14 protein-coding genes and 1 pseudogene are annotated in these 12,579 nt (G+C 42.5%); 4 read left to right on the top strand and 11 right to left on the bottom strand.

Annotation, left to right across the window (positions count from 1 at the left end; all coding sequences use genetic code 11):
• Positions 1 to 32: 32 nt before the first annotated feature.
• Positions 33 to 1,249 (top strand): annotated as a pseudogene (locus VL20_RS09255) (RNA-guided endonuclease InsQ/TnpB family protein).
• Between the two features lie 142 nt (positions 1,250 to 1,391).
• Here VL20_RS09255 and VL20_RS09250 read toward each other — a convergent pair.
• Positions 1,392 to 3,122, bottom strand: a complete 1,731-nt coding sequence (locus tag VL20_RS09250; protein ID WP_052276316.1) for a diflavin flavoprotein — start codon at positions 3,120 to 3,122, stop codon at positions 1,392 to 1,394.
• Between the two features lie 484 nt (positions 3,123 to 3,606).
• Between VL20_RS09250 and VL20_RS09245 the strand changes: the two genes are divergently transcribed.
• Positions 3,607 to 3,897, top strand: a complete 291-nt coding sequence (locus tag VL20_RS09245) for a hypothetical protein (protein WP_052276315.1) — start codon at positions 3,607 to 3,609, stop codon at positions 3,895 to 3,897.
• A 355-nt stretch (positions 3,898 to 4,252) separates the two neighbouring features.
• Here the strand turns inward: VL20_RS09245 and hypF are convergent, their stop codons facing one another.
• The 6 genes from hypF to VL20_RS31465 form a co-directional block, all read right to left on the bottom strand.
• A complete protein-coding gene (gene hypF / locus VL20_RS09240) occupies positions 4,253 to 6,520 on the bottom strand; it encodes a carbamoyltransferase HypF (protein ID WP_369800450.1) in 2,268 nt (755 codons plus the stop codon).
• Positions 6,521 to 6,547: 27 nt separating this feature from the next.
• Positions 6,548 to 7,222, bottom strand: coding sequence for a hypothetical protein (locus tag VL20_RS09235; protein WP_002766973.1), 675 nt, complete (start codon positions 7,220 to 7,222; stop codon positions 6,548 to 6,550).
• Between the two features lie 99 nt (positions 7,223 to 7,321).
• Entirely contained in the window at positions 7,322 to 7,744 is a 423-nt protein-coding gene (locus VL20_RS09230; RefSeq protein ID WP_284526065.1) for a coiled-coil domain-containing protein, read from the bottom strand.
• A 265-nt stretch (positions 7,745 to 8,009) separates the two neighbouring features.
• Positions 8,010 to 8,141, bottom strand: coding sequence for a hypothetical protein (locus VL20_RS32455; RefSeq protein WP_284526064.1), 132 nt, complete (start codon positions 8,139 to 8,141; stop codon positions 8,010 to 8,012).
• A gap of 161 nt (positions 8,142 to 8,302) precedes the next feature.
• Complete coding sequence (locus VL20_RS27890; RefSeq protein WP_167341526.1) at positions 8,303 to 8,446, bottom strand: hypothetical protein; 144 nt, start codon at positions 8,444 to 8,446, stop codon at positions 8,303 to 8,305.
• On the bottom strand, positions 8,431 to 8,571 hold the full coding sequence (locus tag VL20_RS31465) for a hypothetical protein (RefSeq protein ID WP_162490488.1): 141 nt from the start codon (positions 8,569 to 8,571) through the stop codon (positions 8,431 to 8,433). Before VL20_RS31465 ends, VL20_RS27890 begins: the two co-directional genes overlap by 16 nt.
• Between VL20_RS31465 and hisN the strand changes: the two genes are divergently transcribed.
• Entirely contained in the window at positions 8,570 to 9,376 is an 807-nt protein-coding gene (gene hisN, locus VL20_RS09225; RefSeq protein WP_052276314.1) for a histidinol-phosphatase, read from the top strand. The two genes, VL20_RS31465 and hisN, sit on opposite strands and share 2 nt — an antisense overlap.
• 48 nt (positions 9,377 to 9,424) lie before the next feature.
• Here the strand turns inward: hisN and rpe are convergent, their stop codons facing one another.
• Complete coding sequence (gene rpe / locus VL20_RS09220) at positions 9,425 to 10,132, bottom strand: ribulose-phosphate 3-epimerase (RefSeq protein WP_002736739.1); 708 nt, start codon at positions 10,130 to 10,132, stop codon at positions 9,425 to 9,427.
• 294 nt (positions 10,133 to 10,426) lie between these two features.
• Between rpe and VL20_RS09215 the strand changes: the two genes are divergently transcribed.
• On the top strand, positions 10,427 to 10,762 hold the full coding sequence (locus tag VL20_RS09215; protein ID WP_052276313.1) for a hypothetical protein: 336 nt from the start codon (positions 10,427 to 10,429) through the stop codon (positions 10,760 to 10,762).
• 56 nt (positions 10,763 to 10,818) lie between these two features.
• Here VL20_RS09215 and VL20_RS09210 read toward each other — a convergent pair whose 3' ends face one another.
• The 3 genes from VL20_RS09210 to VL20_RS09200 form a co-directional block, all read right to left on the bottom strand.
• Positions 10,819 to 11,100: a type II toxin-antitoxin system RelE/ParE family toxin gene (locus tag VL20_RS09210; protein ID WP_072926821.1), complete on the bottom strand. Its 282-nt coding sequence runs from the start codon at positions 11,098 to 11,100 to the stop codon at positions 10,819 to 10,821.
• Positions 11,097 to 11,312, bottom strand: a complete 216-nt coding sequence (locus tag VL20_RS09205) for a hypothetical protein (protein ID WP_012268295.1) — start codon at positions 11,310 to 11,312, stop codon at positions 11,097 to 11,099. The genes VL20_RS09210 and VL20_RS09205 overlap by 4 nt, the downstream gene beginning before the upstream one ends.
• Positions 11,313 to 11,903: 591 nt before the next feature.
• Positions 11,904 to 12,578 (bottom strand): HAS-barrel domain-containing protein, encoded by a 675-nt coding sequence (locus VL20_RS09200; RefSeq protein ID WP_002759297.1) that lies wholly within the window; start codon positions 12,576 to 12,578, stop codon positions 11,904 to 11,906.
• Position 12,579: the final 1 nt, after the last annotated feature.

Below are 12,579 nucleotides of genomic sequence, written 5' to 3'. Positions count from 1 at the left end.
GAATAGAGTACAGACACACACATCTTAACCCAATGAAAGCGAGGTATCAATACCGTATTTACCCAACAGACCAACAAAAGAGGCTTTTGTCTCAGTTGTTCGGGTGTGTGCGTGTTGTCTGGAACGATACCTTAGCCTACTGCCAAGAACTCTATCGACAAGGGGAGAAAAAGCCAAAATATACCGAGTTATCTAAAAGACTAACTCAAATCAAAAAAACAGAAAAAAAGCAGTGGTTAACCGAGGTTTCTTCTATCCCTTTACAGCAGTCTTTGAGAGACTTAGAGACTGCTTACTCTAACTTCTTTGCATCTTGCAAGGGAGAGAGAAAAGGAAGAAAAGTCAAACCTCCTCAATTTAAGAAGCGTAAATCTAAGCAATCAGCAAGATTTACTGACAATGGTTTTACCGTTAACCAACACTGCGTTACTTTAGCGAAAATCGGTGATCTAAGAATAGTTTGGAGTCGTCCATTACCTTCTAAACCTTCTAGCGTCACCGTGATTAAAGATGCGGCGGATCGCTATTTTCTCAGCTTTGTTGTCGAGATTCAGTCCGAAATACTTCCCAATAATGGGGAGTCAGTGGGAATTGATCTAGGGATTGCTGCCTTTGCTACCCTCTCAACAGGAGAAAAGATAGACGCACCGAAACCGTTAAAGAAACGATTAAAACGACTAAGAAAAGCACAGAAAAACCTTTCTAGAAAACAGAAAGGAAGTAAACGACGGGAAAAAGCTAGGAAACGAGTAGCTAAAATCCACGCAAAGATTAAAGACACTCGTACTGATTTCTTGCATAAACTATCCACTAGAGTTGTTCGTGAAAATCAAACGATAATTTTAGAGGATTTAAACACATCGGAATGGTTAAAAATCGCAAGTTATCCCGTGCTATATCAGACTTAGGATGGCGTTCTTTTCGAGATATGCTATCGGCAAAATCTGATAAATATGGGCGTGATTTTCGGATAATTTCCCGATGGGAGCCAACGTCTCAGCGATGTTCCTGTTGTGGGAATATCGGCGGTAAGAAAGCATTAAATATCCGTGAGTGGGAATGTCTTTTTTGTGGGACTTTCCATGATCGAGACGTGAACGCCGCAATTAATATCAAGGTCGCCGGTGGGCAATCGGAGACCTCAAAAAACGGACGCAGAGGAAGGTGTAAGACTTCTGTTAAAGAAGCAGCATCCCGTGAAGCGTTAACCCATCCAAAGATCGTTCAATTAAGTTTGTTTGATCTGTAGGGAATCGCCGTCCGTTTACGGCGGTGAGGATGTCAATGATCTTGTTTTACAAACAGTAGCAGAAGGATAGGGGAGAGTATTGTTCACTTTCGGGATCAGCCGAAACCCTTGTTTTTTGCGATCCCTTGCCCGTCACCATGAGTTAATAATAACTGCCAGATTTGCGATGATGGATGGCGGTTAAACCCTGGTGTAAAACCCTGCCTTTTTCTGCGATCGCATAAAGCAGCCAATGATCACCGCACTCCATTCGTTGTTCTACCCGACATTCCAGATAAGCGAGCGCTTCGGCCAAAATCGGCCCACCGTTCTCAGCTTTAGTGGTTTCGATATTAGCAAAACGATCTTCTCCGGGGGAAAAAGGTTTAAGAAAATGCTTCATTAAAGCCAAATGTTGACCTTCTTGGAGGATATTAAGGACAAAAGGCGTACCGCTATAAAGCAGAGACTCGATCGCTCGTTCTTTCGCCACGGCAATAGTCAATCCGGGGGGGGTGAACGTCGCTTGCGACACCCAAGAGGCTAACATGGCGCCGCGCAATTCCCCCAATTCGCAGGTGACGATACAGAGAGAACCCACCAAACGGCCCAGGGCTTGCGATCGCCGATCGCTTTGGGATTGGTTAACATTAGTTTTCGGTTGTCTGCTTTTGCGAGCTTTTTTGACTGCTTGAGCGAAATCGGTTCCCGCTTCCTCACAGGTCTTTAAAATTGCCTCCGTGGGTTTAAATTTAACCCGAATTGGCTCAAAACCGAAGCGATAACCGCCATCCCGGAATTTACCTTCCAAAAGATCGATCGCTTCACCACTCCAACCGTAGGAGCCAAAAACCCCCACCAGCTTGCTTTTATCGCCATTGGACAGGGTAATCCCCAAGGCGGTTTGGATGGGAGTCGGTGCGTGTCCTCCCAAAGTGGGGGAACCAAAGATAAAACCGACACTTTTTTCGATCGCCGTTTTGATCTCTTCTGGTTCAGCGGACTCGGCATTAATCGCCGTCACTGCTACTGCCGCTTTCGTGATCCCCATGGCGATCGCTTGAGCGAGGGTGGCGGTGTTGCCGTAGGCACTAGCATAAATCAGGGCGATTGTCAACTCTTGGGACTTTTGTACTGCTAACCATTGTTGATAGGAAAGGGTCAATTCGTGCATCCCGTAACGCACCAGAGGACCGTGACCAACGGCATAAAATAAGGGCGATTTAGCGGCTAATTTCTCCAAAGCGTTGCTAATTTGGCTGGCATAGGGAGCCATGAGACAATCAAAATAATAACGCCGATCTTCGTTATAAACGCTCCAACCCTCATCAAAAATTTGGTCGCCACAAACGTGCGCTCCGAATAATTTATCGGTGTAGAGAATATCGGTTTTGCTATCGTAAGTACAGAGTTGATCGGGAAATCTGGGGTTAGGAGTGGGGATAAATTCTAATTGATGGTTTGCTCCTAAATTTAATATTTCTTCCCCCTTGACAACCAACAGATTTAATGCTTCGGTTTCGAGAATTTTTTTCAGGGAAATTGCCCCCGGATTAGAACAAACAAAAGTGACTTGAGGCGCGATTTCTAAAAGTGCCTTGAGGGTGACGGCACGATTGGGGTTAACGTGACCGAGGATAATATAATCAATAGTTTTCGGATCGATTCTTTTAGTTAAAGCCTCTAAAAATATGGCCGAAAATGATTCCCCCGGTGGATCAAAAAGAGCGACCTTTTCACCTTTAATCAGATAACTATTGGCGGTGGTTCCCTTTTGTAATCCATATTCGATCTCGAATTTTAACCGGTCCCAAGTGCGGGAACGAAAGACAAAAGTATCGACGGCAATCGGTGCTACTTGTACATCTCTCGGTTTGACAATTGCATTATTCATAATCTTAGTTACCAGTTATCAGTTAAGTAGTCAATTAGTTAAGCGGCAACTTGAGGCTGTCATCATTTTTTATTAGGCAAGTTTGGCATTAAAGTCAACACTTGATTTTTGACTAAATACAGCCTTTTATCGCTGGGGACGAGTGGGGAAATTTACAGGTTAAGTAGGGAGGTACAATTATTTGTAGGATGGGTTAGCGGTAGCGTAACATGATCGGGGGTTGGGTTTCATGCTTCAACCCAACCTACGTTCTAGGGACGAGTGGGGAAATTTACAGGTTATCTTGCCAGCCGGAAGGACATCAATATCTAAGGTACACTATCTCCGGGAAGAAACCTAGCTTCTAGCAATTTGTTCGCGGGTAAGAATACTCCTCTGGGGGGATTTGCCAGTCTATTGAGAAATTCTAAAGGGAAGGTGATCCCCAGAAGGGAAGTGCTAGTCTGAGGGAAACCCTGCTCTTTCCCTATCAGGCAAAGTTTTTATGAGCTATCAGCACTCGTCTTTTGACTGCACTAGCGCCAATTTTGAGAAAGCCGCTTTGAGTCATTTTCGCACTCTTGTGGCTTTTTTACCGGATAATTGCCGTGTTTACCGACAAACTTGGGAATTTTCTACGGTTCTCTGTCTCGATTTTCTAGCCTGTTTGCCGGGACTAGCAATCACTCATCAAAATTTCGCCCATCTAGTTAATGTGACACAAGAACTGGGTTTAGGTCAAGCAATTATTTTGAAAGTAGGCAATAAAATCGTTGAGTGGCATCGTTTAAGCTAAAATCTCAATTTTCGACCATCCCAACATTCTAGAAAAAAATCGGCTCTCTGTGTTCTTTGTGTCTCTGTGGTTTATCTTTAACGCTTATAACTACCTCTTACCTCTGGGTGCATCTCATTTTTGCACTCTCAAGAATTAATTATGCAAGAACTCTATAGTAGGGTTGATTCATGAATCAACCCTACCCAAACCCTAGAGCGCATTGGTTTTTCGGTGGGATGCTTACAGGCAGCTGCTGATATGTCTGTAATAATTTAAGGGTCACTGATAATTGCTGATTGTCGGTATTTCTGCAAATGTGAGAGGCACCCCTTGCCTCTTGTCTATCCTAACCAAGAAGTTAATTTTGTCCTATCTAGAACTGTTTAAGTTGAGAAAAAGCCCCGATAATTTGACCAAGGCTAATACCACCATCATTAGTGGGAACAGTTTGCTGCCAGTAGGGTTGAAATCCTGAAGCTTGTAGGCGATTAATTGTTCTTTCCGTCAGATAACGATTTTGAAAACAGCCTCCCGTCAGGAGAATTTTTTCTCTACCTATTTTCTGAGCAATTTCTACAATAATCTCACTTAAACTATTATGAAATTTAGCGGCAATTATGCCGATTTGTACTTGTTTTTCTAAATCCTCAACAACTCCTAAAATTAGCTGATTCCAATCAATAACTATGGGTGAGTCAGCTGATAAAGAAAAATTATAATATTCCTCCGTTTTAATGCCATCAAGGGCAAATTCTAACTGCATTGCTGCCTGTCCCTCAAAACTTAATTGATAACATAAACCTAGAATCGCGGCCACACCATCAAACAAACGCCCGACACTAGAAGTTAAAGGACAATTAATTTTTTTTGTTAACATTTGCCTAAAAATCGACCATTCCTGTTCACTAAAAGCTGATTTTATCCTATCAGTATTTTCCATAACTTCTAGTAATCCTAAAGCCACTCGTCTGGGTTCTTTAATCGCTTTTTCTCCTCCGGGTAATGGCCAGGGTTTAAAATGGGCGACTCGCTCCCAAGAATCGGCAGCAATATGGATAAACTCTCCCCCCCAAATTGTGCCATCTAAACCGTATCCTGTTCCATCCCAAGCAACCCCTAAAACCGGAGGTTGTAGCTGATGTTCTGCCATGCAGGATAAAACGTGAGCGTAATGGTGTTGAATGGGAATAACGGGTAAATTTAAACTATAAGCGTACTTGGTTGCTAGATATTCAGGATGAGCATCACAGGCAATAACTTCGGGTGCAAACTCGTATAATTTTTTTAAACTATCGAGGATATTTTCAAAATGATTGACGGCATTAACCGTATCTAAATCGCCTATATGTTGACTAATAAAAACTTGATTTTTTTGGTAGATAGCCACGGTATTTTTAAAATAACTTCCCACGGCCATAATCGGGGGAAAATCTCCCTCATTAACTTTAACTGGAAAGGGAGCATATCCCCGCGCACGGCGCAAAATCATCGCTTTTCCCGCCATTTCCCTGATAATAGAGTCATCCACTGGTCGAAGGATGGGACGATTATGAACTAGAAATAAATCGGCGATAGTTACCAATTTTTCTAAAGCTTCTTTTTCGTCGATACAGATAGGTTCATCGGCTAGATTACCACTGGTTGCCACAATCGGAAAGCCTAATTCTGCTAATAAAAGATGATGTAGGGGAGTATAGGGTAACATGACTCCTAGATAGGGATTACCCGGAGAAACGGCAGCAGAAAGATAATTTTTTCGCTGTTTAATCAGGACAATTGCCGCTGCAGGAGACTGCAATAATTGCGATTCTAAAGAAGATACATAACCGTGGTTTTTCACTAAGTCAAGATTAGGATACATCACGGCAAAAGGTTTATCCGGTCGCTGTTTACGTTGTCGCAATTTTTGCACTGCTTCCGTATTTCTTGCATCGACGACTAGGTGAAATCCTCCTAATCCTTTGATCGCCATAATTTTTCCCTGTTCAATTGCTCTAGCAGTAGCGATTAAAGCTTGATCTTTTTCCGCTAATACAGTTCCTTGACTATCTAAAAGACTAATTTGGGGTCCGCAACGAGGACAGGCATTCGGTTGGGCATGAAAACGGCGATCCAGAGGGTTTTCGTATTCCCTTTGACATTCGGGACACTGATTAAAACCCCTCATAGTTGTGGCACTGCGATCATAGGGCAAACTCTCGATAATACTGTAGCGAGGACCGCAGTTAGTGCAGTTAGTAAAAGGATAGCGATAACGACGATTATTCGGGTCAAAAATATCGGCTAAACAATCGGGACAAGTGGCTAAATCCGGCAGAACAATTGTATTTTTTTCACCACCGCTACTCTGGCGTATGCTAAAGTTTTGATATCCGACGGGATTTAACCATTGAGTCTCAATATTTTCAATTAGGGATTGAGGTGGTTTTTCTAAAGATAATCGAGTCAAAAAAGTTTCTAGTTTGTCTCGATTGCCCTCGACTTCAATAAAAACTCCCGCTGCTGTATTACTCACCCAACCAGTTAGGTTTAATTCCGTTGCTAATCGATACACAAAAGGACGAAAACCGACCCCTTGTACTGCTCCGCGCACAATTAAAGCTAATCGCTGCTCGGATTGATAATTTAACGGGGAAATCATCAAATTCATCCCTGATTACTTTTCCCGTTATACTAAACTTTCACTAATCACCCGACAGCATTCTTCCACACTTGCCCTTTTTTCCATAGCTATCACTAAAGCTTGATAGGCAGTCTGTTGTTTTTCTAAAAGAGTTTTTGCCTGTAATAAACTCCAGCGCTCTTTTTGGGCATAATTATTCTCAGGGACCCCCGCTAATTTTAAGGCCGATTGCAGATAAAATCGATCGCTTTCTCCCCCTGCTGCTTTACCATAAACTAAGGTTTCGGCAGCAATTCCCGCCATCCACACCGTAGAAATTCTCTCTAAAAAAGCCGGAAAATCGGTAAAGTTCTTGACTTTTTGCTCTAAATCTGCTAGTTCAAATTGAACACCGCCGACTCCCTCCTGGCCTTGACGAAAGGCTTCCCAAGCGGTCAAACTATAACTGGCGATCGGAATGCCCAAAATATAAGCGGTGAGAAAATGTCCGGCTTCGTGGTGAATAACTCTTTGACGGTGTTTACTAGGAGAAAGAGCATCCAGTAGTAAAGTCACACCCCGGTTATTAAAGGTGAGAGTATCGACGGTAACTAATCCCAAGAGGCTAAAAGTAGCTAAAGCGGGGACAAAAGGCGAAATAGACAGCAAAGGAGTGACAAATACGGAAAGAGTGATCGAAAAAACGGTAATTGCGATCAGATTTAAAGCTGTCTGTTCCATAAAAATTAATAAAAAGATACAAATGCTTAATACTATGTTACATTGCCTAGTTTTATTTTCCCCGAATCAACCAACCAATTACCCCACCCACAAAAGCAGTCACATCCATACCTCCCAAATTTTTTCAGCTAAATCGGGAATTTTTCCCACGGATGCCTCGATGAGTTTCACTCTTTCATTTAAACCGGTGATTTTTGCGTCTAAAGTCCTGATTTCTCCCTTAATTTCCGTCTGTCCTATCTCTAAGACCTGAATTTCTCTTTTGATCTCTCCGACGCTATTCTCGATCGCTTTTTGTCCATTCTCCAGAGAGGTTAAACGAGTTTCGATCGCTTTTTGTCCATTCTCCAGAGAGGTTAAACGAGTTTCGATCGCTTTTTGTCCATTCTCCAAAGAGGTTAAACGAGTTTCGATCGCTTTTTGTCCATTCTCCAAAGAGGTTAAACGAGTTTCGATCGCTTTTTGTCCATTGATAATCAGATTTTCTAACCTTTTTAGGTCATTTTCCGTAAAAGCCGTCATCAGCTAAACTCCTAATAGATTAATTTTTTCTCGTCTTGAGATTGAGTCGATCGTTGACTAATTTAATTATGGAGTCAAAATCAAACTGTTACCCATTGATAGTTCTAGGTTCGATGCCGCAATAGGGATTTAGGGTGATAGGCAAATTTCCCCCACTTCCCCACTTCCCCACTTCCCCTTTACCATAAATAAACATTATTGTTTTCCTGTATGGATAACTTTTATTGATGAACATCGATCGCACTATGGAAGGGGCAATAGGGATTTAGGGTGATAGGCAAATTTCCGCTAAATCCCCCACCTCCCCACTTCCCCACTTCCCCATCTCCCCACTTCCCCACTTCCCCATCTCCCCACTTCCCCACTTCCCCACTTCCCCTTTACCATAAATAAACATTATTGTTTTCCTGTATGAATAACTTTTATTGATGAACATCGATCGCACTATCCAAGAGGCAATAGGGATTTAGGGTGATAGGCAAATTTCCCCCACTTCCCCACTTCCCCATCTCCCCTTTCCCATAAATAAACATTATTGTTTTCCTGTATGGATAACTTTTATTGATGAACATCGCTCGCACTATCCAAGAGGCAATAGGGATTTAGGGTGATAGGCAAATTTCCGCTAAATCCCCCACTTCCCCACTTCCCCACTTCCCCATCTCCCCACTTACCCACTTCCCCACTTACCCACTTCCCCACTTACCCACTTCCCCACTTCCCCACTTCCCCACTTCCCCACTTCCCCACTCCCCCACTTCCCCAGACTCCCTACTCCCGTCTCCTGTCTCCTGTCTTCTAAATTCTGCTGTATTGTTTCCCCTCATGAATATCGATCGCACTATCCAACTAGCTCATCAATTAGCGGACGCTTCTGGAGAGATTATCCGGCGCTATTTTCGGCAGCCTGATCTAGAAACCGAGACAAAACTCGATCAAGTTTCCTCAATAGTAACAATCGCCGATCAAGAAGCTGAGGAGGCAATGGTGGCAATTATTCGGCGAGAATTGCCTGAAGATGGGGTTATTAGGGAAGAAGGAGCCAATATTCCCTCCCAAAGTGGTCGTTATTGGGTATTGGATCCGATCGATGGCACATCCTCTTTTGTCAAGGGATTACCGATTTTTGGGACTTTAATCGGCCTAGTGGCAGAAAATCAACCGATTTTAGGAATTGTCGATCAACCGATTTTAGGCGATCGCTGGTTAGGAGTGAAGGGAAAAGCGAGTCTTTATAATAACCAGATGATTGTTAATCCCTACCGTCAAGATCGGGAACTTGTCTTAAAAAATGCCTGTTTAGTCTCCACCACTCCCTTAATGTTTATCACAGAACGACAACAAGCGATCGCTCGTCAGCTGCAAAGCGTCTGTAAACGTACCGCTTTTGGGGGTGATTGCTATAACTATATGATGTTAGCCACTGGCTGCACTGCCATGCCGATGGTAATCCTAGAATCAGACCTAAAATACTACGATTTTTGTGCTTTAATCCCGATTATTGAAGGTGCGGGCGGAATAATTAGCGATTGGTCAGGTAATCCCCTAAAAGCTGATTCTAGCGAAGTTTTAGCCGTCTCTAATTCCGGTTTATGGCGGCAGGTTTTAGAACAAATCAGCAGAGTGGGTTAGTGCGAATAGCAAGATAATTAGTCAACAGCTAACCCACCCCCGCGGCAATTAAACGGTGGCTAATTGAGGTTGGGGACGTTTGCTGTTACGGATACCTTCGATCGCCGCCGCGTAATCGGGGGCATTAAATACCGCCGAACCTGCTACAATCGCATTAGCGCCCGCTTCGAGAACTTGCCAAGTATTAGCCGGTTTTAAGCCGCCATCCACTTCAATCCAGGGATCCAAGCCTTTTTCATCGCAGATTTGACGTAATTGACGGATTTTGGGGACAACTTCCGGGATAAAACTCTGGCCACCAAAACCGGGGTTAACGCTCATAATTAGGACTAAATCGCACAAATGCAGCACATATTCGATTAAATCTAAGGGAGTGGAGGGATTTAATACCACACCCGCTTGTTTACCGAGTTCGCGGATTTGGCAAAGAGTACGATGGAGGTGGGGAGAAGCATTATGTTCAGCGTGAACAGAAATAATGTCAGCACCCGCTTTCGCAAAGTCAGCCACATATTTTTCCGGTTCCACGATCATTAAATGCACATCTAAAGGTTTTTTCGTATAGGGACGAATAGCGGAGACAATCAGGGGTCCAATGGTGATATTCGGGACAAAACGACCATCCATCACATCAACGTGAATCCAATCGGCTCCTGCCTTATCCACAGCCTCGATATCGGCTCCTAATTTACTAAAATCCGCCGATAGGATCGAGGGAGAGACTACGATCGACTTCGAGCTTCCGTTTTGGGTCATGGCTAACTATAGAATTTCGTGTTTATATTTTCGTAACAATCTTATCAGCAATCAGTGATCAGTGATCACTAATCGGATTTGAGTTTTCAGTCGGGGTAATCCCAGAGCATTTTGTATAAATTGTAACAGACAAAAATTTTTAATTGTTGTAAAGTAATAACCGCTACTGACAATCAATCATTTCTACTCTAAAATAAAAGATATTGCAATCCCTGTTAGGGAATTTCTCAGAAACTTGAGGTATATAAGTGTGACCTAATCACAGTTTCGCATTTAACCTTCATAAGATGGAATATGAATATCATTGACGCTTTAAATCTCAAAAACCCCCAAGATTACCCCTCTAGAGAAGCTTATCAGCAAGACGTTGTCAAAGCGGTACAGGTCTTAATGCGTTTAGGTATTATGGATAGTCCCTCGGCCGATTTAACCGCTTCCCTAGACTCTATCCTTGAGAAATTACAAGAGGATGAACTGGCTATCTACGGTAGAAAACGCAGTAAACAAGAAATTATCGCCGATTTAAAGCAAGTTAATAGTGAAATTGCCGAACTCGATCGAGAAATAGCTGACTTAGAATGGCAAATTGCGCTCAAAAAAGCTGAAATATCTGTTAATGAGGCATCTTAGGTTTTTATCTTGATTCTGGTTCGGTTTCTGCAAACTGAGCGCAATAATCATCCGCACTAATAAACTTCATCGTGAGTCCCAATTGACTCTAAAAGAATTGCCTGTTTCTGCTCATATTCAACGAATTTAAAGACAATTCTTAAATTATAGCCCAAACTACAAGCGTAAGAGTCTTTAAGCTCCCCTTTTAATTTGTGTGTTCTTAATCGAGGTTGAAATGGATCTACGGATAATAAAGCTAAAGTTTCTTGGATATTTTGAACTAAAAAAGCCTGTTTTTTCACAATTTTTCGAGCATTTCTAATAAATATATTCGAGCGTAATAAAACAAAATTCACGCAAGGATTTCCTCCATGATTTGTTCAGGTGTCAGGGGTTGACATTGACCTTGTGCAAATTCTTGTTGAGCTTCTTGAACATCTCTAACCAACTCTGTTCTTTTTTGATCTCGAAGACGATTCTGTAAGATATGAATGAGATTTTCTTGATCTTCAAGGGGAAGTTGCTCGGCTGCTTCTAGAATCTCTGCAAAGGTTGTTTGTATTGCCATTTTCTTAAGGGGCGATCAATTAAACTATCTAGGGTTTACAATCAAGGCTAAAAATAGCGAGAGTTACCGCATAACCATTTATTATATCGACATTTTTTGTCTAGTCAACTATTTATAACTAACTAAGTAGGGAGGCACAATTATTTGTAGGATGGGTTAGCGGTAGCGTAACCCATGCGGGCGTTGGGTTTCATACTTCAACCCAACCTACGTTCTAATCAATTAAGTCTCTTACCAGATAAGGATTTAGTCGATTTATGCCACCCTATAGAACCATACCAAGTAACGAAGAACCCATTTTTGGCGTTGTCAAATTGAAAGATGCTCCGAATCAGCACCGGAACTGAAATTACTTTGATAGGAAAGATTACATGGCATCTTGACAATTAGTGTTTAATGAACGAATAGTGCCGATAGTTGGGCTTAAGTGGGGAACAAGAGTCGCTCGATTTAGCAGTGGAATTAGCCCTACAATCGGCGTAGGGCTAATTCATGAATTAGCCCTACAATCGGCTTTGTCAAATGGAAAGATGCTCCGAATCAGCACCGGAGCATTGCATCTTTCCTCTTCTGATCTGACAACGCCATCATCTAAGGACTAATATGAATTTGACTGAGAATATAACGCAAGCGATCATAATCATCCTTAAGTAAAACACTTAACTGTCTGCCCACATTCACTAACCATTGTCGATCAGCTTGACGCAATTGATACATCTGACGGATAGAAGCAGCTGCCAAAGCTTCCACGGGAGTATTTTTTACCTGTAATAAAATTCGTAAAAAGTCTAATTGTTCACTAAAATAAACTACTTCCAACGACTCACATTGATAAACTGCCTGATGAATTTGTGGGGGACGGGGAGGAATATATTGATAGATATAACCTCGCCCAGCACCATTGCCATTAAATTGTCCGGGTAAGGTTTCAAAACCGACAATAGTTGCCCGAAATTCCGTTTTTAACATAGCGAAAATCTGCGGCTGTTGTTCCCGCAATTCAGCCAAAGACAACCCCAAAGCTCTAGCGCGATGTACCGAATCGATGGGTGCAGTGGTGGCAAAGGTGACAATCCCAAAAATTTTATTACCCGTTTCTTCATCGTAGGCTTTTACCCAACTACCAAAAGCGGGCATAAAAGGAAAGTTTAACTCCTCTGGTTCCAAACATTGCGCTAAAAACTCGGTCGTCGTTGTCTCGATAACTTCGGCGATATGATCGGGATGGCGGTTATCCGTAGCCAATTGCGGTAAGGGTGGACGCATG

The sequence above is a fragment of the Microcystis panniformis FACHB-1757 genome (genome assembly GCF_001264245.1).
Lineage (GTDB): Bacteria > Cyanobacteriota > Cyanobacteriia > Cyanobacteriales > Microcystaceae > Microcystis > Microcystis panniformis.
The sequence above is the reverse complement of the archived record's forward strand: the minus strand, read 5'-3'. Positions and strand labels throughout refer to the sequence as shown.

What these genes read in the sequence shown, in the direction of transcription:
- VL20_RS32455 (WP_284526064.1), bottom strand. Translation starts at nt 8,141, where the DNA reads ATGTTTATTTATGGTAAAGGGGAAGTGGGGAAGTGGGGAAGTGGGGAG.
- VL20_RS09250 (WP_052276316.1), bottom strand. Translation starts at nt 3,122, where the DNA reads ATGAATAATGCAATTGTCAAACCGAGAGATGTACAAGTAGCACCGATT.
- VL20_RS09230 (WP_284526065.1), bottom strand. Translation starts at nt 7,744, where the DNA reads ATGACGGCTTTTACGGAAAATGACCTAAAAAGGTTAGAAAATCTGATT.
- VL20_RS09215 (WP_052276313.1), top strand. Translation starts at nt 10,427, where the DNA reads ATGAATATCATTGACGCTTTAAATCTCAAAAACCCCCAAGATTACCCC.
- hypF (WP_369800450.1), bottom strand. Translation starts at nt 6,520, where the DNA reads ATGATTTCCCCGTTAAATTATCAATCCGAGCAGCGATTAGCTTTAATT.
- VL20_RS31465 (WP_162490488.1), bottom strand. Translation starts at nt 8,571, where the DNA reads ATGAGGGGAAACAATACAGCAGAATTTAGAAGACAGGAGACAGGAGAC.
- hisN (WP_052276314.1), top strand. Translation starts at nt 8,570, where the DNA reads ATGAATATCGATCGCACTATCCAACTAGCTCATCAATTAGCGGACGCT.
- VL20_RS09235 (WP_002766973.1), bottom strand. Translation starts at nt 7,222, where the DNA reads ATGGAACAGACAGCTTTAAATCTGATCGCAATTACCGTTTTTTCGATC.
- VL20_RS09200 (WP_002759297.1), bottom strand. Translation starts at nt 12,578, where the DNA reads ATGCGTCCACCCTTACCGCAATTGGCTACGGATAACCGCCATCCCGAT.
- VL20_RS09205 (WP_012268295.1), bottom strand. Translation starts at nt 11,312, where the DNA reads ATGGCAATACAAACAACCTTTGCAGAGATTCTAGAAGCAGCCGAGCAA.
- rpe (WP_002736739.1), bottom strand. Translation starts at nt 10,132, where the DNA reads ATGACCCAAAACGGAAGCTCGAAGTCGATCGTAGTCTCTCCCTCGATC.
- VL20_RS09245 (WP_052276315.1), top strand. Translation starts at nt 3,607, where the DNA reads ATGAGCTATCAGCACTCGTCTTTTGACTGCACTAGCGCCAATTTTGAG.